Raw genomic sequence first — 22182 nt, 5'->3', positions numbered from 1 at the left:
CTCGCGGCCCAGCTTCGATAAGTTACCCCTCCACCAACCCATTCGGCTTCCGCCACTTCACGCGGGCGAGGTTGAGTTCGCCGGTGTTGGTTTTGGGACACCAGGAGCCGTCGGTGATCCAGGATTCGGCGGGGCTGGCGTTGCAGACGCCGAAGTTGCCGTTGAAGGCGACGAGGTCGGCGGCGTTCACGCCATCGCCAATGAGCGGGAGCACGATGCGCTCGGTGGCGCGGATGAGGCGGAGCGTTTTCGGGTCCACCTGCGCCACCCAGAGCGGCGCACGCCAGCGGATGACCTTTTCGTTGGTGGGATCGCGTCGCGTATAGACGAGGAAGAGGCCGTCGGAGTGCGTGAGCCAGTGCTGCTGCGTGCTGTTCGTCATGAGCGGCGTGCCGTCGTCCCAGGTCCACGGCTGCTGCGGCTCGTAGTGCAGGCCGTCATCGCTCACGGCGACGTAGCCTTTGCGGTCCTCGGCGCGGATGGTGAGGTAAAAGCGGCCGCCGAACCGCGTGAGCGAGGGCTCGAGCAGTCCGCGGCCGACGCTGTTGGTAAGCGCGTTCCCGGTTTGCTTGATGAGGAGCTGCTCGCCATCAAAGGAGCAGCGCACGCCGCACACGGAGCGAGTCTGGCCTTTGACGCCAAAGGTGAAGCTCATGAGCACATCGCCATCGGGCAGCACATGGCGCTGACCGCAATTGTTCGAGTAGATCTCGGTGGCACGCGGGTCGTCCCACACGAGCTTGCGCCGTGGCCCCCACGCGCCGTCTTTCCACACGGCGTAGATCGGCCAGCGCGGCGGTTGGTCGCGGAAGAAGCCTCGGTCTCGATAGAAGACATTGTGACCAAGCGCCAGCACGCTGCCGGTCTGCGGATGAAACTCGGGCGTGATGTCGCAAACGGCCTCATTCATGCCATCGGGCAGCTTTTCCCAACCCAGCGGTGGCGCGGGCGTGAAATCGCTCCAGGTTTGGCCGAGATCATCGGAGGTGGTCCAGTGCACATGCCCGAAGTGATCGGAGCCCACGATGGGCTGCGTGGTCATGAAGGCCTTCTTGCCGACCATGCAGGCTCGCGGATGAAACCAGGTGCCCTTGGGCAGCGCGGGTGTCTTCACCACGACCTTCTCGATGGACTCGATGAGCGGGTCTTCGGCGGCGAAAACGTGCGTGTAAGCCGACGCGAGCGCGAGGCTGGTCGTTTGGAGAAAATGGCGGCGGGTGAGGTGCATAATCATGAAACGGCATTCAGTTCCCGACGTTTGCAGGCGCACCATGGTCCGACACTTTGTTTTCCTCACCTTCGCGCTTCATTTGATGGCCGTCGTCCTGACTGCAGCGGAGAAGCCCAACGTCATCTTCATCCTCGCGGACGATCTCGGCATCGGGAACGTGGGCTGCTACGGCTCGGATCGCTACAAGACGCCGCACATCGACAAGCTCGCGGCGGAGGGCACGCGGTTCACGCAGTGCTTCACGGCGGCGCTTTGTGGGCCCTCGCGGGCGCTGATCATGAGCGGGCGTTATGCGTTTCGCAATGGAGCGACGAATCAGGACGCCTGCACGAACCTCGATCTGAAGGAGATCGTGCTGCCGCGTCTGTTCAAAGCCGCGGGCTATGCCACGGCCTGCGTGGGCAAATGGGGCCAGCTTCCCGGTGAGCCGGGCGATCATGGTTTCGATGATTGGATGCGCTTCAACGGCAGCGGCGTGTATCGCAACGTCGAGGGCGGCAAGCCAGAGCGCTACAGCATCAATGGCGACGACAAGAAGCTCGCCGATGGCGAATACATGCCGGACATGTGCCACGACCGCGTGGTGAAGTTCGTGCGGCAGCATCGCGACGAGCCGTTCTTCGTTTATTACCCGATGTCGCACGTGCACGGCGAGCTGCTGCCCACGCCGGACAGCGCTCCCGGCAGCGACGACCTCATGGCGGACAACATCGCCTACATGGACAAGCTCGTCGGCCGACTCATCGTCGAACTCGATGCGCTGAAGCTGCGTGAGAAGACGCTCGTCATCTTCATGGGCGACAACGGCACCGGCAAAGGCATGGCTGACCGCGCCACCATCGGCGGCAAGGTGCTCTCTGGCATGAAAGGCACGATGCTGGAGTGCGGGGGTCTCGTGCCGATGATCGCGTGCTGGCCTGGCAAAACGCCTGCGGGTCGTGTGAGTGCTGACCTGATTGACTCCACTGACTTTGTCACGTCGTTTGGCGAGTTGATCGGCACCAAGCTGCCTGACATGACTTTCGATGGTCAAAGCATCGCGCCGCAGCTCCTCGGGCAGCCCGCGAAGGCGCGGGAGTGGGTCTTTAATCAACTCGCCCGCATGTGGTATGTGCGCGATGCGCATTGGAAGCTCAACGAAAAGGGCGAGCTCTACGACATGAGCGGCGCGCCCTTCACCGAAACGCTCGTCGAGGGTCCGCGCGAGGCCCGCACACGCCTGGAGGCCGTTTTGGGCAAGCTAAACCCCGCTGGCGGCATCCTCGACCAAGGCGACGGCAGCGGCCGACATGCGAACAAGGAGAAAAAGAAGGCGAAGGAGTGAGGCAGTGCTTCAACCTGCCATGAACGTCCCTTGATCCGGCAGGCTAAAGCGCTGCCTCACCCTCCTTGACGCAATCCTGACAAATCTCCCGAGAATCGCTGAAGCCGTTTTGACGCGCCGCGAGTTAGTAGGTGGTGCTATGAAAACGCTCCCTGTCCTCCTGCTGTTCGCGACGAGCCTCGCCGCGCATGATCTGGCCACCACCGACCGCGAGGCGCTGCGGGCGCACATTTTGGAGGAGTGGAAACGCGAGCGTGGCATGACGGAAGTGGCCTCCACGGCCTCTGTCGTTCAACTCGCCGCAGCAGCAGCCGCGAACGCGGCGAATGCGCCACAGACCTCGAAGGCCTTTCTGCCCTTCACGAAGCTCGACCTGCGTGCGGACGGCGAGTTTCTCTATGTCGGCTCGAATGGCCTGCCGGATCACAACATGATGGTCGGCATCACCGCGTGGCAGCAGCAGGTGCCGCTGCCGCAGCCGTATTTCGATGACAATGCCTGGCGCATCCCGCTGAAGCCGGTGCCTGCGAAGGAACCCGCCATGATCAAAGGCCGATTCTTGCGCGGCGCGATCGCTTTGGCCGTGAATGGCATCCCGATCTTCAACCCGCAGAACAATCGCGGTGAGATCAGCTACGAGATCGGCGAGTTGGACGAGTGGGGCGGGCATTGCGGACGCGCGGATGATTACCACTACCACATCGCGCCTCTGCATTTGCAGGCGCAGGCCGGGAAAGGCATGCCGGTGGCTTATGCGCTGGATGGCTATCCCATTTACGGCCTCACGGAGCCTGATGGCTCGCCCGTGGCAAATCTCGACGAGTGCCACGGTCACGAATCGCCCAACGGATATCATTACCATGCGTCGATGAAGTATCCGTATGTTATCGGCGGCTTCCATGGCGAAGTCGTGGAGGCGGGAGAGCAGGTCGATCCGCAACCGCGAGCCCAAGGCGTGCGCGAGGCGCTCACTGCGCTACGCGGTGCGGAGATCACCGGCTTTGAGAGCACCGGTAAGGACAGCTACAAACTCAGCTATGAAGTGAATGGCGACAAACGCAGCATCAGCTACTCGATCAAAGCCGACGGCACGTTTCCCTTTGAGTTCGATAACGGCAGCGAGGGCAAATCGAATGAAGTTTACACCGCACGCCGTGGTGGTGGCGGTGGTCCTCCGCGTGAAGGTCCTGGCGGACCCGAAGGCATGAAGGTCAAAGGTAAAGGCAAGGGACAGGGCAAAGGCGGTCGTGAGGGCGAGATGCGCCCAGGTGATGAGCCTCCGCCGCGTCCCGAGGGCGAAGGCAGTCGTCCGCCACGTCCGCAGGCTGCTGTGCAGGGTATTCTTGATGTGAATGGCGACGGCGTTGTCACCGCGCAGGAGTTCGCCGACAACGCGAAGACGAACGCCACGAGGAACGGGACATCGCTCGCCGAGGCGATGGCAAAGGCGAAAGAGCAGTTCAACACCTTCGATCACAATCACGACGGCAAACTCGATACGCCGGAACTCGACGAACTCGCAGGCAATGCACCTGCCGGTGACGCACCCCGGTCTCGTGGCGATGAACCTCCGGCACGCGAACAGATGAAGAAAGGCGAAGGCGGCGGTCGCGGTGGCAAGCAGGAGGCCTTTGTCGCGCTGCCAGATCAACCCCGCAGCAGCGATGGCAAGTTCATGCTTAGCAGTTCTGTCGTTGAAGATCTCCAGAAGCTGCCAGTGGAGTTCACAGGTGATGGCGATGGCATCAGTCCGCCTTTGGAATGGTCAGGCGCACCCGCCGCGACGAAGAGCTACGCGTTGATCATGGATCATGTGACGCCTGACGGTGACAAAAAGTGGTATTGGACCCTCTACGACATCCCCGCGAATGCCGCGAGCCTGCCGAAGGATTCGCAGCGCATCGGCAAACTCGGCACCGGCTTCAAAGGAGAGGTCGGCTACGAACCGCCGCACTCAAAAGGCCCAGGCGCGAAGACCTATGTGATCACGATGTATGCCCTTTCAGAGCCTCTGAAGGTCGCAGACTCTCCAGGACGCGAAGAACTCCTCGCGGCAATGAAAGACAAGGTGCTGGCGAGTTCATCGCTGCGTGTCGTTCATAGTAGCGGTGGTGCTGTCGGACAGGTCAGACCCGTCGGACAAGTCCGACCGCAGACACCCAGCGCTACAACCAAACCCAAGGGGCCGCCCGGACTCATCAAACCAAGCATCGCCGACACGATCAAACTCAACGTCTATGCCGATAACTGGTTCATGCTCTACGTGAACGGCCGTCTCGTCGCCGTGGATCCGATCCAGTTCACGCCGCACAATGTCGTCAGCGTCGATTTCCTCCCCGAGTATCCCATGACCATCGCCGTGCTCGCGAAGGACAACGCCGATCCCAAGACCGGCATGGAATACGGCACCAGCATCGGCGACGGCGGTTTCTGCCTGAAGTTCGCCGATGGCACCGTCACCAACGCGAGCTGGAAGGCCAAAAACTTCTTCCACGGCCCCATCAACGGCGACACTACCAATCCACAGGTCAAACAAGAGCCTCTCCCCGAGAACTGGTGGGCAGTGGACTTCGATGACAGCACCTGGAAGAACGCCAAAGAATACACCATCGAAGAAGTCGATCCCAAACAACCCTACTTCGAGAACGACTTCGAAGGTGCCAAGTTCATCTGGACCGACGACATCGCCCTCGACAACACCGTCATCTTCCGCACCAAGGTCGAAAAGTCCGGCTGGACCCCGCGATGGAACACGAAGCCGGATCTAGATGTGACGGGAGTGCCGGTGAGGTAAAGCCGGTCATTTGCGACGATACCCGTGCTGTGCGCCGATGAGAACCACTCGGAGGGCGGTATGAAGGACCGAGACATCGCCCGTGCCGTGGGAGTCTCGGTGCCCTCGGTGGAGCGCACACGCTGTGTGCTGGCCGAGCACGACTGCAAATCGCGGTGCATGGCTGTTCGACGCATCGCAAGAAGTCGCGCGGCAGGGCAGGACGCTAAAAAACGAGTTAAAACCCCGGCGCATCGAACAATGGTGCCTGCCGCCGAAGCAAAGCGCGTCCTTTGTATGCGCCATGGAAGACGTGCTGGAAGTCTATGCTCGTCCACGCGACCCAAAGCGCCCGCTGGTGTGTTTGGACGAGTTTTGCAAACAGCTCAACACCCACACGTCCGCATCGCTCTACGAGGTGTTCGAGCCGGGCCAGGCACTGCGGTCAAGAAGCGTATCGAATGGCATTTTACGCCCAAGCAAGGAAGCTGGCTGAACATGGCCGAAATTGAGATCGGCTGGCCCAACGCCAGTATCTTGACCGCCGCAATGCTGCCCAGGAGGAAGCCGAGCGCGATCTGCTCGCCTGGGCAGGCCAACGCAATGAGCAACACCACGGAACTGACTGGCGCTAGACCACCAAAGACGCTCGGATCAAACTCAAACGCCTTTACCCATCAGCTCTGTTGGATTGAACCACTAGGCTGGTTCGTTCATCCGATGACTCAGCCAGATGCGCGCGGCGGCGGCCAGAGCATGGATCATCTCTATTCCAGCACTTTGATCTTCAGATGGCGATACCAGACGGGGGCCTGCGCCGCGCCATGGAGACCTTGAAGACCGATGGGACCGCTGCGGGCGAAGTCTTTGAGGGCTTTCTTGAATTTGTTCGGCGTGCCGTCGGGGTTCTTGCCGACTTCGGGCCAGTTGTCGAGGTTGGCGTCGATGACGGTCTCGCCGTTGAAGAGGACAGTCACCTGTGGGCCTTTGCAGGTGATGGTGTAGCGGTTCCATTCGCCCACGGGCTTCGCCGCACTCTTGCTCGGAGGCATGGCGTCATAGATCGCGGCGACCATGCCGTATTTGCTGCCGTCGGCACTGTCGTGGACCTGGATTTCCAGGGCAGAGAGCACATTCTTGATGTCGCCGGAGCGGAGGAAGACCCCGCTATTCGATTCCTTGGCGACTTTGAATTCGAGATCGAGGATGAAGTCGCCATACGAGTCCTTCGTCCAGAGCGTGTCGTGATCTTTGGCGACGAGCTCCCCATTCGCAAAGCCCCAGCCGCCGGGGGCGACGGTGTTCGAGAGATCGGGGGCGAAGAGGTCTTTCCATCCGGTGGTGTCGGGATGGTCGGCAGCGAAGGTGAGGGTGGAAACCAGGGCGAGGAGGGTGGTAAGTTTCATGGGGCAAAGCATAACGCGATGCTGGAGAGAATCACACGAGGGAAGGCAAGCCGAGAGTTAGGGGTGACGCCTAACGGTTGCATTGACAAATCGTGCCAGCGGGTGAATTTTCACAAGTGGCTCGCATAGACATCCCCCGCAAATCCATCTACCGGCTGTCCATCTACCAGCGCTGCCTGAGCAGGTTGAGAGAGAATGACGTCGATACCGTCTCGTCCGAGGCTCTGGCCAAGGCTGCGGGCGTGAAGTCCACGCAACTGCGCAAGGACCTGACTTATTTCGGCCAGTTCGGCACGCGTGGACTCGGCTATAATGTGGATGTCCTGAGCGCGACGATCGCCGAGGTGCTGGGGCAAAATCATCTCCAGCCAGTCATCCTCGTGGGCGTGGGGAACCTGGGCTCAGCATTGCTGCGCTACGGCGGCTTCAAAAAAGAGGGTTTCGAGGTGGCAGCGGCCTTCGACATTGCTCCACGAGCGCAGATCGGGCTGAGCATCCCCATCCTGCATCTGAGCGAAATGGCCAAGTTCATCAAGGATCGGCAGGTCAAGATGGCCATCCTGACCGTGCCTGCCAGCAGTGCTCAGTTGGTGACGAATCAGATCGTCGAGGCGGGCATCCAAGCCATCCTGAACTTCTCCCCCACCGTGCTTGATGTGCCGGAAAACGTGGTGGTGAACAGCGTGGATCTGGCCGTGGAGCTGGAAAACCTGAGCTACTTCATCCGCTGATCTTCAGACTTCGCGCGGCTGCTCGGGCGTGCTCAGCACGAGCTGATAGAGCGCCAGATCCAGCCAGCGGCCAAACTTGTAGCCTGCCTCGCGGATGTGCCCGCAGGAGGTAAAGCCGAGCTTTTCATGCAGGGCGATGCTGGTGGCATTCTGCGCATCAATGACGCCGATCATCATGTGGTAGTCCTGTTGCTGCGCGCGCTCGATCAGCCGCTGGAGGATCTCTTTCCCCAGCCCACGCCCACGGAAGCGCGCATCGACATAGGTCGAATGCTCCACGCTGTATTTGTAGGCGGCATGAGGTCGAAACGGCCCGTAGCTGCCGAAACCCATCAGCTCACCCTCATCACTCAGCACGCCGAGGATGGGCAGGCCGCCTTTTTGTTTGGCCTCAAACCAGACCTCCATCACCTCAGGCGAACGCGGCACATAGTCGTACAGCGCCGTCGAGTTCACGATGGCGTCATTGAAGATGGCACGGATGGTGTCCAGGTGCTCGCGGGTGCAGTCGATCCAGGTCATGGCGTAAAGGCTAGCGATTTCCGGCAGCTATTGGAAGCGGCTTTATAAACCTGCCATTTTCCCCAAAGCTTCACCGGTGACGCGCATGATGCGCCAGTCGCTTTTCATCTCGGCGCCGAGGCTGTGGTAGAAGTTGATGGCGGGCTGATTCCAGTCGAGTACGGTCCATTCGTAGCGACCGCAGCCGCGCTCGACGGCAAGTTTGGCGACGGCGGTGATGAGGGCTTTGCCCAAACCGCAGCCGCGATGCGCGGGCTGGACGTAGAGGTCTTCGAGATGAATGCCGGGCCGCGCGAGGAAGGTGGAGTAGTTCTGAAAAAAGATCGCCATGCCTGCGGGTACGCCATCCACACAGCCGATGAGCGCCTCGGCACTGCGATTCGGGCCAAAGAGCGTCGCGCACAGGCTGTCCGCAGTTGCCACGACTTCGTGGGTGAGCTTTTCATACTCGGCCAGCTCGCCGATGAGCTGGAGCAGGAGAGGCGCGTCGGATTCGACGGCGGGACGGGTGGTGATGACGGGCTTCACAGCGCAGCCATGTCACGGCTTCGAGAGCTCCGCTACTTTCTCGGCGAGCTTTTCGAAGCTGAGACGGTCGCCGTTGTTCTTGCCGACGTAGCGGAAGACTTCTTTGCCATCGGGTCCGAGCAGGATGGTGGCGGGGTAATGCACGACTTGGCCGTGGAAAGCGTAGCCATCCGGGATGTCGAAGGCCTTGGCCAGCTTCGCGTTCGCATCGCGGTAGATCGGGTGCTTTGTCAGCTCCTCCGCAGGCAGCTTGGTGGCCCAGGCTTCGATCTCTTGATCCGTGTCGGGTTTGAGGAAGAGCTGCACGACGTTTGGCAAAGTCGCGGCTTTGGCGAAGTGGTCACGCGTGTGGCGCAGGCAGACGGGGCACTCGGTTTTCAGGAGGAAATGCACGGCCACATATTTTCCCTTCGCCTCTTTCAGCGTGAAGCTTTCCGAGCCAGTGGCGGACTTCACGGTGAAGTCCTCCGGGTTGGCAGCGAAGGTAGCAGATGAGATGAGCAGCAGGGAGAGGAGGAGTATCTTCATGGAAGATGTGGGCTGAAACAGCCTCCGTGTGAGCGTTCCTCGACGGCTTTATTCCACTTAGAGTCTTCTCAAGCCATCTTCGGTCATCGGGTTTGGGATCTCGGCGTCGATCTCGTCGATGCGGGCCAGTGTCTCGGGGCTGAGCACGAGGTCAGCGGCTTCCAGGCTTTCTTCAAGCTGGGCGACGGTGGTGGCTCCGACGATGGTGGAGGCGACGAAGTCGTGCTGCTTGCTCCAGGCCAGTGCGAGCGCGGTGACGCTCACCCCGAGGTCGGCGGCGATGATTTGGAGACGTGCCGTGGTTTCGAGACTGCGTTCATTCACAAAGCGCGCGGCCATACGCTTCTGACGCGGGCCGCCGTTCTGGATGTAGTCAGTGAAGCGCGCGCCTTTCGGCAAAGCGCCGCCGTTGTATTTGCCGCAGAGCACGCCACCGCCGAGGGGCGAGTAGGGCAGCAGGCTCACACTTTCCTTCCGGCAAACCTGGGCCAGCTCGTTTTCGCAGCGGCGGTTGATCAGGGAGAAATTGTTCTGCACAGAGGCCATGCGGGCGAGGCCGTGCTTCTCGGCTTCCCAGAGGTTTTTCATGACGCCCCAACTGGTTTCATTGCTGCTGCCCCAGGCACGGATTTTGCCCTGGTCGATGAGGTCGGTCAGCGCGCCGAGCGTCTCCGCCTGCTCCATGCCGTGATCCGGCCAGTGGGTCTGGTAAAGGTCGATGTAATCGGTCTGGAGGCGGCGCAGGCTGTCCTCACAGGCTTGGAAGATCTGCCGACGATCCAGCGCGGTGAAGCCACCGCGAATGGGCGGACGGAACCAGCCATGGCCGGGACCGGTGACTTTGCTGGCGATGATGATCTCGCCCCGCGTGCGACCTTTGAGCCATTTGCCGACGATCTGCTCCGTCACGCCAAACAGCTCTGCACTCGGCGGCACGGGATACATCTCCGCCGTGTCAAAGAAGTCGATCCCGGCATCGATGGCGCGGTCCATGATGGCAAAGGAGGTCTTCTCATCGGCCTGAAGGCCGAAGGTCATGGTTCCCATGCAGATGTCGGTGACGACGATGCCAGTGCGGCCGATGCGATTGCGTTTCATGTCCTGAAAATAGAGGGCATACGGCGCGAGCCAAGAGAGAAGCTTTGCGCTAGCTCGAAAATCATTCGCACCTCGCAGCGTAAGTGTCTCATGCCTCACCCTCTCCAGCGCCGCGCTTTCCTGTCCGATGTCGGGCTGGGCTTTGCGGGGGTGGCTTTGCAATCGCTGCTCCAGCGTGAGGCTGGTGCAGTCACTCTGCCGGAGTTTCCGGATGGGAAGCCGCACTTCCAGCCACGGGCGAAGAATGTGATCTGGCTCTTCATGCGAGGCGGCGTGAGTCACATGGAGAGCTTCGATCCGAAGCCGCTGCTGAACAAATATGCGGGCAAAAGCATCGCGGAGACGCCTTACAAAGACGTGCTCGATCCCGAACGGCGGAAGAAGGTGCGTGTGGTCGTAGTGAATGACGCGAACGGACAGCAGCGGAACAAGATCTACCCGCTTCAGATCGGCTTCCGCAAAGGCGGGCAAAGCGGCATCGAGGTGAGCGACTGGTTCCCGCACCTGCGCGACTCGGTGGATGACCTCGCCATCATCCGCAGCATGTGGACCACGGATGACAATCACGGCGCGCAGGTGCAGTTCCACTCCGGCAAGCACATGCTTGATGGGCGTCACCCCACCATCGGCGCGTGGGTGACTTACGGGCTCGGATCGCTCAATGACAACCTGCCGCAGTTCATCAACATCGGCCCCCGCTTCTTTGATCTCAAAGACGGTCACTATCTCGGTCCGGCCTACGATGCGGTGAATCTCAAGATCGACCCGAAGAACCCGCTGGCCTACGCCCGGCCCGAGATCGCGATGACCGAGGCTGAGCAGGCAGCACGCTTCACCTTGGCGGGAAAACTCAACCGCCTCAGTGCGCTTCGTTACCCTGATGACCCGGCGCTGGCGGCGCGGATCAAGTCCTACGAGCTGGCCTATCACATGCAGAAAGATGTGCCCGACGTAGTGAACTTCGACCGCGAGAGCGAAGCCACGAAGAAAATGTACGGCCTCGACCACGCGGTGACGAAACCTTTCGGTGAGCAGCTCCTCGCGGCGCGTCGATTCGTGGAGCGCGGCGTGCGCTTCATCCAGATCATGCATGGCGATGGCGCTGCTGGCGCGTGGGACAGCCACTCGAAGCTGCGTGAGAACCACAGCAAGCTCGCCACCCAGGTGGACAAGCCCATCGCCGGCCTCATCGCCGATCTCAAACAGCGCGGCTTGTTTGAAGAAACCATCGTCGTCTTTGCCACCGAGTTTGGCCGCACGCCTGGCTCACAGGGCACGGATGGGCGGGATCATCATCCGTATGGCTTCAGCGTCTGGATGGCCGGCGGCGGCATCAAAGGCGGCATCGCCCACGGCAGCACGGACGACCTCGGCTTCCATGCCGTGGAGCATCCGCACTACGTCACGGACATCCACGCCACCCTGCTCCGCCAGCTCGGCATCGACTCCCACCGCATGGAGTATCCCGGCCGCAAACGCCTGGAGATCGACTTTGGGGAAGTGATCCGAGAGATCGTGTGAACTTCACCACACCTCCAGCCGCACGAAACGGCGGCCGCTCGTGCCTGCGGGAATCGTGGCCTTCACGGTTTGCGTGGTGCCGTTGTCGGTGAGGATTTGCTCGGTGCTACCGGTCTCGCTCCAGTCGAGATTGTTCAGCGTTTCGGTCCAGGGGACGTGGAAGGTCTTGCCTGCGAGCACGGAGGCGTTGCTGCGATTGTAGGTGAACTCGATGTTGCCGCCGGTGACTTGGGTTTGGAATGAGGGTGTGGTGGCGAGCGTGGGATTCATGCCGAGCGCGAATTCCATTGCGTTGCTGAAGCCATCGTGATCGGAGTCGGCTTCATCGGCGGCGTCGCCAGTGTTGGTGGTGATGCCAAACCAGGTCTGCCGCCAGGATTCGATGACGCTGAGGCCGGCAGTGGCGGCGCCGGTGAGCGTGATGTCGAAGGGGCTTTCGTTCGCGTCGTTGCTGGCGATGTGGATGGCGGCGCTGCGAGCACCGGCGGCGCTGGGCGTGAAGGTGACGGTGAAGGTGGTGCTGGTGTTGTCTTCAAGCACGGAGGGGATGGCGGTGAAGGTGAAGTCGCTGCTGTTCGTGCCGTCCTTGGTCATGCTGAGATTGAGCAAGGGAATCGTTCCTGTGCCGCGAAGGGTGAAGGTGAGCGAGGTGCTGGCTCCGGTGGCGAGGCTGCCGAAGTCGATGCTCGCGCTGCCATCGACGAGGTTGGTGTTCACCGGTTGCTCGATGGCGATCTCGGGCGTGAGCGGGTAGCTGCCGATGTAGCTGGAGCTGGGGGCCACGTAGTTAAATCCTTCAGGGATGTCGGCCCAGCCAGCCTGAGTGAAGCTCCCGGCGACGAACAACTCATCACCGAGGACGGTCATGTCCCACACGTCCCAGTTCGGGCCGCCGCCCACCTCTTCCCAGGTGCTGCCATTCCACTCTCGGAGGAATTCGCTGTCCACCTGTGTGCCCGCAAAGAGCAGCTCATGCGTGTATCTGAGCACGTTGACACTTCCATTCACGCCTGTGCCGAGGGCGCTCCAGGAGGTGCCGTTCCACCGGGCGACGTTGTTGTTGCAGGGCACGCCGTTGATGGTGACGAAGGAGCCGCCGATGACGAGGTCTGTGCCCATGGCGGTCATGCAGTTTACCAAGGGATTGATGTTGCTGGTGTGCGTGACCCAGGCGCTGCCGTTCCATTGCAGGATGTCGCTGTGCTGCAATGCTGAGACACTGATGTCATTGAAGGTCGAAACGTAGAGCTGGCTGCCCACTTGGCACATGGATTGCACGAAGGAGTCTGCATTGAGGGACAAACCATTGCCCGCATCGCTCCAAGTCGTGCCATTCCATTTGGCGATGTAGTTGATGGGCGTGCCGTTAGCTGTCGAGATGTCGCCGAAGGCGTAAAGCACGCCGCCGATGCTCTCCATCCTGCCTGTCAGAGAAGCCTCCAGATTTCCGACCGTCGCCCATACGGTGCCGGTCCATTTGGCAACGGTGAGCGGATAGGGTGGAGCAGGCGTGTCCGTGAAGTAGTAGGCATAAAGTTCGCCGTTGTGAACGACGAGGCTGCCGCCTTGGCTGCCAGGCAGTGCCGACCAGGTGTTGGTGGCTTTGTCGTAGCAGGCCACATGATTGGCGGCGATTTTCCCGGCTCTGGTGAAGCCACCGCTGACGTAGATTTTGCCGTTCAGTTCGACGATGGAATAGCCCTCGCCATTGAGGCCACCGTTGAGGTCCTCAAAGATCGACGACCACGCGCTGCCGTTCCAGCGGGCAAGACCGGGCGTAGTCACGCCATCGGTCACGGTGAAATCACCGCTCGCAAACATCGCGCCGCCGACACTTGCGAGCATTGTCAGGTAGTTCGTGACGCCTGTGGTGCCCACGGTTTGCCACGCGCTGCCATCCCAGCGTTCGAGGTAGTTCGTGAATTGCCCGCCCACATACACGTCACTGCCGACCACGGCGATCTCCGTGGCGACTTCATCAAAGGTCTTCAGCGTGGTCCACGCCGTGCCATTCCAGTGACGGCAATCTGTGTTGGTGACGATATAGACGCTGTTGGCGTTCTGCACGGCGATGCCGCCGATGCCGCCCGTGGTGGGGCCGACATTGCTCCACGCGCTGCCATCCCACTTCTGCACCTGGGTGCCTCGTCCCACAAAAAGCTCGGTGCCCACCACGGCCAGACCGCCGGTAGGAACGCTGGTGCTGTTAAAACCTGCTCCCGCAGCCAGCCACGCACTGCCGTTCCATTTGGCCAATCTCGACGTCAAGCTCACTCCGCCCACGGAGCTAAAAGTGCCGCCGATGAACAGCTCCGAGCCCAGCACGGCCAGTGCGTTCACGCTGCCATTCGCACCACTCCCGAGCGCTGACCACGCGCTGCCATTCCACTTCGCCACACGGCTGGCGGGCACTCCATCCACCGCTGTGAAGGTGCCGCCGATATACACATCAGTGCCGAGCACCGCCACCGCATTGACGATGGGTGTGCCACCCGTCAACCCAGCGCCCAGCGGCGTCACGGTGCCGGTGGTTTTGTCCACCCGTGCAATGCCACTCGCCGCCACTCCTGCGAGCTTGGTGAACGATCCGCCGACGTAATAGGCATCCGCCGTCTCCGCGACACTGTTGATCGAGCCGACCGTGTTCGTCACCGGGAAGTTCGGCGACCAGTTTTGTGGCAGTTGAGCGAGGGCTTGAGTGACAATGAGAAGCAAGGCGAGGAAGACTTTTTTCATGCGAGGAACGAGGAGGTTCATCGCAAGCAGCCCCGCTGGGGGTGAGTGGGTTACAAAAGAAAGAGCAGCAGCTATGGATCCAGCCACGGAATCGCGATGCCGGCGCGGTCGAAGAGGCTTTGGGGCGCTTCAAAGTTCATGTTGGGATCGAGGATGTTGCGACCTCGGCTGCCCCAGAAGATGCCCCAGGTGCGCTGGGCTTGCGGCATTTCGAGTGACTGCGTGGAGGTGCCGCCGAAGCCCCAGCCTTCCATCGCGCTGTAGGAGTCGAACTGAGCGTTGCCACTTTCGCGGCTGACGTGGCAGACGCGGCATGAGGTGACGAAGAAGCTATGGTAGGCGCTGTCTTGATCCGGTGTTTCAGACCAGCTCAGCCCCGGTGCCGATGGCGTGTGACTGAAGAACCACTCCAGAGGCGCGGCGTTTGGCGAGGGATTGCCATACCAGCCGGTGATGAGGTCCTCGATGGCGGAGGTGGTCTTGGTTTGCAGCACGGCCTCGTTCATCTTGGCAAACTCCACGTTCTGATTGAGCCATTTCGGGTGATACGAGTAGGCGTGCAGGTCAAAGGGCAGGAAGCGTGCGCCGAGGTTCGTGGTGCCGCCGGCGGTGTAGTCGGAGCCGCCGTGGCACATGGTGCAAGAGTTTGGCACGAATTTCTTTTTGCCCGAGCCATCGAGATCCGCGCCCCCGATGAGGAATCCGGCGGCGTCATACACATAAAAGCGGGTGTAGCGCTTCGGATTCGATTCACCGTCGTCAAAGCGGGCGGCGTAGTCCATGCACACGGTGGCAATGGCGCTGCTGCCGAGCCGCGCATCTTCCAGGCTCGGATAGTTCGTCACCTGGAAGGCCACATCCATCACGTCATTCAGCCCCGGTCTCATGCGCATGGTCTGCGCACGGGCAAAGCCGAGGTCGGTGAGATTGTAGTAGTAGGTGGTGGCGTAGCGCTCGGTGGGCACGTTCGGCATCGGATCGCCAAAGGCATCCGGGAAACCATTCAGCCGCCGCCATTCCAGCAGCGTGGCGGGTGCTTTGATCTTCGCGTAATAGGCATCCGAATCGGCCTTGGTGCTCTTCTGTCGGTCGAGGAAGAAGGACTTGCCGCTGATGTCGCCGACATGGCTGGCGAGCTCGGTCACGGTATCGCCAAGGCTCAGCGTGGTCTTGAACGCGGGCGCATCCGTGGGATCGGTGGTGGATGCCGCTGGCGAGATGATCTTCTCCGTGATCACGTTCTTATCGAACGAGGCGTAGTTGTAGATGGCGCTGATGCTCGGGTAGTAGTCGTAGATGCCGGGCGCTTGATTGAGCGCGAGCACCTTCAGCCGCACGGTCTGTGACGCAGGCAGGGTGAAGCTGCCGAGGCTGTGCGTGCTGAGCCCGCGCACGGTGACCGGAAAAAAGCTGCCGCCCACGAGCACGTCGAAGGGGTAGTTCAGCGTGCGGTCGGCCTCGATCTCGATGGTGTTTGGCTCACCGCCGAGATAGACGATGTGCAGGCCGTTCTGCGTGAGAGGAGCGGTGTAAATGCCAGCTGTGGGGCCATTCACCTCGGTGACCGTGCCTGCGTCATTGAACCAGCCTGTGGCATCATTTTGCACCGCCAGATCATAGGCCGTTGGCGTGCCCTGGGAGGTGTTCACCGGCACCGTCAGCGTGGCTCCAGCGGTGGGTGTCAGCGGTGCTCCGTTGAGGTCTTTGAGACTGATCCAAAAGAAGCCCATCCACTTCATCGCCGTACGCTGGATAGTGCCGAGCACGAGCTTGTGAACCTCCGCGCCAGGAGGAAAGGGATGCCGCACGCCGGGATCGAGCGATACGAGCGAAGCGGTGAAATCACCGGTGTGCACCGAGCCGGTGGAGTCGAGCAGTGAACCCGGTGGCAGCGTGATCTTGGCCCCATTGCCCGCGTAGCTGATGACGAGATCCTGCGTTGCGTGCAGGTGATGCGTGCTCGTTTGCATGCCCAAGAGATGGAAGCGCGGCTCATTCGGCAGGCGAGTGGAGAAGGGCCAGAGGAAGCGCATGTTGCCCTCTTTCTCGATGCGCACGAGGTAGGGTGGAGAGGACGTGGCATTCACATCCATCTCGAAGTAGGGGCCGGGTGACACTCTGACCAGAGGTGCGGCGTTCGCGGGTGTGATCGTGATCGTGCTGCCAAACAGAGCCGAACTCACATCCGGCGTCAGCGGGTCCCAAACCCTCAACTCGCCCGAATAACCATCCGGCTGCGTAGGCTGACCGGAAGAGATCGAGCGATCAACGAACGATACATCTTCCGAGACATCAGCAGCACTCACGCGGATGCGGATGATGCCGCCATCGCTCGTCGTTTCGCCGGTTGGCGTGGGACTCTGCGTGGTTCCGCCCGGTGGCGGATCAAAGGAGATCGTGGGAGTCGGCGTGTTGAACACGTGCGTCTCGCCGCCGTATTCCACCGTCCAGCGCGGGTTGGTTGTCACGCCGTCCGGGTTCTCGATCTCTGCCTCCAGCGTGGTCGGCACGCTACGCTGCACGGACTGCACCTCCTGGCCATTCTGCTTCGTGCGCACCTTCACCACACGCGGCGGCCTTTGCGTAAAGACGAGCGGGATGCGCTGCGGTTGCGCCGGAGGAGAAGGCACGATTTGCTCCACGGACAAGCCCGCCAGCGTCGCTCGCAGCGTGACGGGAAAGGCGGATGGCGGCAGCCCCTGAAACAGCCAGCGGCCATGCGTGTCCGGCGTCATGCTCACCTGCGCACCGCCGGTTGCGATGGCCGTCACGGTGGCACGCAGACGCAGATTGAAAGCCTCATGATCCACGGCTGGCAGCATGCCGTCCGCCATGCGCAGCGTGCCAAACAACGCAGTGCCACTGGCGGGCGGCGAGACATTGATCGTGCCAAAAGTCGTACCCTTCGGCGTCACCGTGATCGTCCCCGCACGCCGTCCATTTTCCCCTCCCCAGGCCCAGTCCACATAATACTCGCCCACCGGCACATGAGGGATGCTCACCACGCCACGCTCATCACTCGTGCCCTGCGGCACAAAGGCACCCGGACCTGCGGCGACAGGCGTCAGCATCACGCTCGCACCCTGCGCCTCGACTTCAAATGCGCGCCCGGCCTGCTGCGGCGTCGTGCGCCGCATCGTGCCGCTCGCCGTGCCATTCGGGCCAAACACCGCCCGCCTTGCCACTGCCACCGGTCCTGTGCCCGCCGGATTGATGTGCGCGATGGTGATGTAATACGCCTGCCCATTCGTGAGACCCTCGATGAGCATCGAGTTCGCATTCCCCAGCACCACACGCCGCTCGTAGTTCGCTGGACCCACATTCGGATCGAGCCCCGCATACACCACATAGCCCGCCGCCTCGTGCGCCGAGTCCCACTCAAGCCGGAAAGAGTTCCCATCCATCGCGAGGCGCATGTTTTGCGGCGGCAAAGCCGGCACCACGGGCGGATCAGCTTTGTAAAACACCCGCGTTTCATCCGTCGGTGCCTCAACTTCCCACCAATCACCGCCCAGCAGTTTCGGCGTCGGTGCGGGAACCCAAGATCCCGGAGCCAGCGTCGTGCTGCGCATGATCTGCACCGTCCCCGCCGCCACGTTCCACCGCACCATGCGCTTTCCATTTTCCACCGAGGGATGCAGCGGCACCTCTTGAGCGGAGGTGAACGTGAAGGCCTGAAAAGCGAGGACGAGAAGCAGAAGAACGCGACGTGTGGGATGCATGAGAGGAGGAAGTTCATCGCAAGCAGCCCCGGTGAAGATTGCGGGTTACAAATTGATCGTCATTTGATTCCGACTGCCTATTTTCACTTCTTCAAACCATGCCCTCCCGCGCTCCTTTTCCCGCCACTGCCTGGACCCAAGTGCTCACCGCTCAAACGGAAGCGCCGGAGTCTCGCGAGGCGCTGGAGGACATCTGCAAGGCCTACTGGCCGGCGATTTACACTTACCTACGGGCGCTGGGCTGCGAGCGGGAGGAGGCGCGGGACTTCACGCAGGAGTTTTTGTCGGAGTTCATCACGAAGGGCGATCTCCACAAGGTCGCGCCGGAGCGTGGCAAACTGCGCAGCTACATGATGCAGGCGGTGCGCAATCATCTCTCGAATGCCCGCCGCGATGCCGCGCGGCAAAAACGTGGCGGCGGGCAAGCCGTCGTGTCGATGGATGAGATGGAATCCTTTGACGTGGCCGCCGCACCGGATGTGGCAGACGCGTGGTTCGACCGCCGCTGGGCCTGGTCCGTGCTGCGTCGCTCCATGGACCGCATGGCCGCGCATTTCGAGGAACGCGGCCGCACACCGCTTTTCGATGCGCTGAAGACGGGACTCGCGAATCCCGAATTGTTGAAACCTTACTCGGAGATCGGGGCTGCTCTTGGCATGACCGAAGGCCATGTGAAAATCGAAATGCACCGCGCGAGGAAACGCCTCGCCGATGAACTGCGCTCCGAGGTCGCCTCCACGCTCGAAAGCGGCGGCGATGTCGAAACGGAGCTGCGCTACCTGCTTTCCGTCCTCGGGGAAGTCGCATGAGCATCGCCTGTCCCAGTTGCGGCTCGGCCCACGAGGAGAATCTCCTCGTGAACGGCCTGTGCCCTTCCTGCGTGGCTCGCAGCATGAAAAGCGGCCTGCTAGGCTTGCTCGACGAGCCTGCGGCAGAAAAAGAAGCCGTCGCATTGCAAATCGACGGCTACGAAGTCCACGAACTCATCGGCGGCGGCGGCATGGGCGAGGTCTATCGCGCGAAACGCCTGCACGATGGCCAAACCGTCGCCATCAAAGTCGTCGCGGGCCGTTTGACTCGCGATCCCGAGGTCACGGCCCGCTTTGAAAACGAAGTCAGCGCCATGTCGCAGCTCAGCCACGAGCATGTCGTGCGAGTTTTGGACCAGGGCGAGACCACCGATGGACGACACTACCTCGTCAGCGAGTTCATCGACGGCTGCGATTTGCGCCGATTGCTCAAAGCGCAGCGATTGGAACCCGCGAAGGCTTTTGAGATCTACGACAAAGTCTGCACCGGCATCACCCATGCGCACGAGCGCGGCATCGTGCATCGCGACATCAAGCCCGCGAACATCCTCGTCGGCAGCGACGGCACCGTGAAGATCGCCGACTTCGGCCTCGCGAAGACGCTCGTGGACGATTCGCACTGGTATGGCTTCACGCAAACGCGCGACACCTTTGGCACGCCCTACTACATCGCCCCCGAAGTCACCCGACAGGCCGGCGTGGCCGATCAACGCAGCGATGTCTATGCGCTAGGCGTGCTGCTTTACGAGCTGCTCTGCGGCGCGGTGCCCATGGGCCAATACACGCCGCTCTCGCAACGTATCGACATCGACAAACGCATCGACGCCATCCTCGCCGAAGCCCTCGCCGACGATCCACAGCGCCGCACCGCCTCCGTGGCCAATTTGGCCGCCAGTGTGCGAAAAATCGCCGCCACGCATGCTTCGCGCAAAAAGCGCTCGAAGCTCGTTTTTGGCCTCGCCGCCGCTTTAATCGTTCTCGTGCTCGGCGGAGCCCTCGGCGCTTGGTTTGCCATGAAAGGCCACTTTGAGCCTGCGAAGCCCGTTTTCGCCAAACCCGCCTCCGCCGCCAAAGAAAAGCCCTGGGAGAACAGCCTCGGCATGAAGTTCGTCCCGCTGCCGAAGCGCAAGCTGCTCATCAGCGTGTATGAGACGCGGCTGCGCGACTACATCGCCTTCAGCGAAGCCGAAAACGCCGTGCTGCCCGACTGGCGCATCGGACTGGCAAACCCGCGAAAACAGATGCGCGGCTTCAAAACTGGCCGCGAAGACAAGGACGAGCGAAACGAAAAACTCTCCACCTGGGACTCGCCAGGCTTTGCGCAGACGCCGGATCATCCCGTCACCGGCATCGACCTCGTCGAAACACGTTTGTTTTGTGCCTGGCTGACGTGGAAAGAGCGCCAGGAAGGCCGTCTCACCACACAGCAAGCCTATCGCCTGCCCCGCGAAGCCGAGTGGAACGAAATCGCCAACTACGACACTACGATCTGGCAACGCGAAGACGCCAACGCGCAGGCCAACTTCGCCGGCATAGAAGTCGCCGAAATCAGCAACTGGCCAGCGGACACGCCGCGTTTCGAGCGTCGCGATCCCTTCCCCCGCACCGCGCCCGTCGGCAGCTTCAAGCCGAGCGCGCTCGGCCTTTACGACCTCTTTGGCAACGTCGCCGAATGGGTTGACACCCCCGCGCCCGACAGCGTGGGCGATGGCAACGTCGTCCTCTACGGCCTGCGCGGCGGCTCCTGGGCCACCGGCCAGTCCCGCCAAGCTCGTCCCGACTTCCACATCGGTGCTCGCCCCGGCCGCGCCCAGCCCAACTACGGCTTCCGCATCGTGCTCGATCTGGAGATGAAGACGGGGACGGCGAAGAAGGGTCCTGCCCCATGAGGCAGCTGCTATGCGCCTTGCGCTCCCAGGCTTTCCGCCTATCTAGCGCGCCCTCGTATGCATAGCTTCCATTACTCTCAGGGTCAGCTCTTCTGTGAAAACGTCAGCCTCCAGGGCCTGGCGCAGAAACACGGCACGCCTCTTTATGTCTATTCCAAAGGCACGATCACGAGCCACTTCACACGTCTCGACGCCGCGCTCGGCGAGCTGGATCACCTGATCTGCTATGCAGTGAAGGCAAACTCGAACCTCGCCGTGCTCAGCACCATCGCGAAGCTCGGCGGCGGTTTTGATATTGTCTCCGCGGGCGAGCTTTACCGTGTGATCAAAGCGGGCGGTCAGGCTGGCAAATGCACCTTTGCAGGCGTGGGCAAGACCCGTGACGAGATTGTCTATGCGCTGGAGCAGGGCGTGTATTGCATCAATGCCGAGTCCGAAGCTGAGCTGCGCTACATCAATCAAGTGGCGGGCGAGATCGGCAAGAAAGCACCCGTGGCTGTGCGCGTGAACCCAAACGTGGATGCGAAGACGCACGCCAAGATCACCACCGGCAAGAGCGAGAACAAATTCGGCATCGACTTCGACCGCATCGGCGAGGTGTATGCGCGCATCGCCAGCGAGATGCCGCACCTCGAAATCCGCGGCCTGCAAATGCACATCGGCTCCCAGCTCACCAGCGTGGACCCGTATGTGGAAGCCGTGAAGAAAGTGACCCCGCTCGTGGAAGAAATGAAGGCCAAGTATGACCTCCAATTCTTCAGCATCGGCGGAGGTATCGGCATCAATTACCGGCAGTCGCTCGACTCCGGCAGCGCCGACTGGTGGCAGGACAACGGTGAGCTGCATCCACTCACGATCCAGGTTTACGCAGACGCCGTAGTGCCGCTGCTGAAGCCGCTCGGCCTCCGCATCCTTTGCGAGCCCGGGCGTTTCATGGTCGGCAATGCGGGCGTGCTTTTGACTCAGGTGCTGTATGAGAAACGCGGTGGCGCAAAGACCTTCAAGATCGTCGATGCCGGCATGAATGACCTCATCCGCCCGACACTGTATGAAGGCTGGCACCAGATCGTGCCGCTGAAGCAGCCCACCACGGCTGAAACCGAAGTCGTCGATGTCGTCGGCCCTATCTGCGAGACGGGCGACTATCTGGCCCAGAACCGCGAGATCCCGCTCGTCAAAGAGGGCGACTACATCGCCGCCATGAGCGCTGGAGCCTACGGCTTCACCATGGCCTCGAACTACAACACCCGCCCCATGCCCGCCGAGATCCTCGTCGATGGCGACGCCGCCCACATCGTGCGCGAGCGCCAGACGCTGGACGACGTGCTCAAGGGCGAGCATGTGATTTGAATCGTTTTACTTCG

Annotated in this window: 16 protein-coding genes and 1 pseudogene; 9 read left to right on the top strand and 8 right to left on the bottom strand. The window is 61.5% G+C overall.

What is annotated here, in order from left to right:
- Nucleotides 1-22: 22 nt before the first annotated feature.
- The gene (locus AC6FTP_RS01765) at nt 23-1228 is read right to left on the bottom strand and encodes a sialidase family protein (protein ID WP_497205181.1); all 1206 of its coding nucleotides are present in this window, start codon (nt 1226-1228) and stop codon (nt 23-25) included.
- A gap of 43 nt (nt 1229-1271) precedes the next feature.
- Here AC6FTP_RS01765 and AC6FTP_RS01760 point away from each other — a divergent pair, with 43 nt between their 5' ends.
- The 4 genes and pseudogenes from AC6FTP_RS01760 to AC6FTP_RS01745 all read left to right on the top strand — a co-directional run bounded on the left by AC6FTP_RS01760 (nt 1272) and on the right by AC6FTP_RS01745 (nt 5824).
- Nucleotides 1272-2555, top strand: coding sequence for a sulfatase-like hydrolase/transferase (locus AC6FTP_RS01760; RefSeq protein WP_497205180.1), 1284 nt, complete (start codon nt 1272-1274; stop codon nt 2553-2555).
- A 139-nt stretch (nt 2556-2694) separates the two neighbouring features.
- Nucleotides 2695-4638 (top strand): annotated as a pseudogene (locus tag AC6FTP_RS01755) (YbhB/YbcL family Raf kinase inhibitor-like protein); the annotation flags it as partial.
- A gap of 3 nt (nt 4639-4641) precedes the next feature.
- Nucleotides 4642-5349, top strand: coding sequence for a hypothetical protein (locus tag AC6FTP_RS01750; RefSeq protein ID WP_497205190.1), 708 nt, complete (start codon nt 4642-4644; stop codon nt 5347-5349).
- A 283-nt stretch (nt 5350-5632) separates the two neighbouring features.
- Nucleotides 5633-5824, top strand: a complete 192-nt coding sequence (locus AC6FTP_RS01745) for a hypothetical protein (RefSeq protein WP_497205179.1) — start codon at nt 5633-5635, stop codon at nt 5822-5824.
- Between the two features lie 271 nt (nt 5825-6095).
- Here AC6FTP_RS01745 and AC6FTP_RS01740 read toward each other — a convergent pair whose 3' ends face one another.
- Nucleotides 6096-6734 carry a 3-keto-disaccharide hydrolase gene (locus AC6FTP_RS01740; RefSeq protein WP_497205178.1) on the bottom strand — a complete coding sequence of 213 codons (639 nt, stop codon included), beginning with the start codon at nt 6732-6734 and terminating at the stop codon, nt 6096-6098.
- Nucleotides 6735-6850: 116 nt separating this feature from the next.
- Here AC6FTP_RS01740 and AC6FTP_RS01735 point away from each other — a divergent pair, with 116 nt between their 5' ends.
- Nucleotides 6851-7465, top strand: coding sequence for a redox-sensing transcriptional repressor Rex (locus AC6FTP_RS01735; RefSeq protein WP_497205177.1), 615 nt, complete (start codon nt 6851-6853; stop codon nt 7463-7465).
- A 3-nt stretch (nt 7466-7468) separates the two neighbouring features.
- On the opposite strand, the gene AC6FTP_RS01730 is transcribed toward AC6FTP_RS01735, so the two are convergent.
- The 4 genes from AC6FTP_RS01730 to AC6FTP_RS01715 are packed head-to-tail and all read right to left on the bottom strand — an operon-like array spanning nt 7469 to nt 10141.
- On the bottom strand, nt 7469-7987 hold the full coding sequence (locus AC6FTP_RS01730) for a GNAT family N-acetyltransferase (protein ID WP_497205176.1): 519 nt from the start codon (nt 7985-7987) through the stop codon (nt 7469-7471).
- Between the two features lie 42 nt (nt 7988-8029).
- The gene (locus AC6FTP_RS01725) at nt 8030-8515 is read right to left on the bottom strand and encodes a GNAT family N-acetyltransferase (RefSeq protein WP_497205175.1); all 486 of its coding nucleotides are present in this window, start codon (nt 8513-8515) and stop codon (nt 8030-8032) included.
- 12 nt (nt 8516-8527) lie between these two features.
- A complete protein-coding gene (locus tag AC6FTP_RS01720) occupies nt 8528-9043 on the bottom strand; it encodes a peroxiredoxin family protein (RefSeq protein WP_497205174.1) in 516 nt (171 codons plus the stop codon).
- Nucleotides 9044-9100: 57 nt separating this feature from the next.
- Nucleotides 9101-10141: an aldo/keto reductase gene (locus AC6FTP_RS01715; protein ID WP_497205173.1), complete on the bottom strand. Its 1041-nt coding sequence runs from the start codon at nt 10139-10141 to the stop codon at nt 9101-9103.
- Between the two features lie 90 nt (nt 10142-10231).
- Here AC6FTP_RS01715 and AC6FTP_RS01710 point away from each other — a divergent pair, with 90 nt between their 5' ends.
- The gene (locus AC6FTP_RS01710; RefSeq protein ID WP_497205172.1) at nt 10232-11662 is read left to right on the top strand and encodes a DUF1501 domain-containing protein; all 1431 of its coding nucleotides are present in this window, start codon (nt 10232-10234) and stop codon (nt 11660-11662) included.
- Nucleotides 11663-11665: 3 nt separating this feature from the next.
- On the opposite strand, the gene AC6FTP_RS01705 is transcribed toward AC6FTP_RS01710, so the two are convergent.
- Together AC6FTP_RS01705 and AC6FTP_RS01700 are read right to left on the bottom strand one after the other, a co-directional pair.
- Nucleotides 11666-14398, bottom strand: a complete 2733-nt coding sequence (locus tag AC6FTP_RS01705; protein WP_497205171.1) for a choice-of-anchor D domain-containing protein — start codon at nt 14396-14398, stop codon at nt 11666-11668.
- Between the two features lie 71 nt (nt 14399-14469).
- A complete protein-coding gene (locus AC6FTP_RS01700; protein ID WP_497205170.1) occupies nt 14470-18120 on the bottom strand; it encodes a fibronectin type III domain-containing protein in 3651 nt (1216 codons plus the stop codon).
- Nucleotides 18121-18218: 98 nt separating this feature from the next.
- Here AC6FTP_RS01700 and AC6FTP_RS01695 point away from each other — a divergent pair, with 98 nt between their 5' ends.
- The 3 genes from AC6FTP_RS01695 to lysA are packed head-to-tail and all read left to right on the top strand — an operon-like array spanning nt 18219 to nt 22168.
- Nucleotides 18219-18929, top strand: a complete 711-nt coding sequence (locus tag AC6FTP_RS01695) for an RNA polymerase sigma factor (RefSeq protein WP_497205169.1) — start codon at nt 18219-18221, stop codon at nt 18927-18929.
- Nucleotides 18926-20818, top strand: a complete 1893-nt coding sequence (locus AC6FTP_RS01690) for a protein kinase domain-containing protein (RefSeq protein WP_497205168.1) — start codon at nt 18926-18928, stop codon at nt 20816-20818. Before AC6FTP_RS01695 ends, AC6FTP_RS01690 begins: the two co-directional genes overlap by 4 nt.
- Before the next feature lie 57 nt (nt 20819-20875).
- Nucleotides 20876-22168 carry a diaminopimelate decarboxylase gene (lysA, locus tag AC6FTP_RS01685; protein WP_497205167.1) on the top strand — a complete coding sequence of 431 codons (1293 nt, stop codon included), beginning with the start codon at nt 20876-20878 and terminating at the stop codon, nt 22166-22168.
- The last annotated feature ends 14 nt before the right edge of the window (nt 22169-22182 follow it).

It is taken from the genome of Prosthecobacter sp. (assembly GCF_044378005.1).
Lineage (GTDB): Bacteria > Verrucomicrobiota > Verrucomicrobiia > Verrucomicrobiales > Verrucomicrobiaceae > Prosthecobacter.
This window is presented reverse-complemented; position numbering and strand designations above follow the sequence as displayed.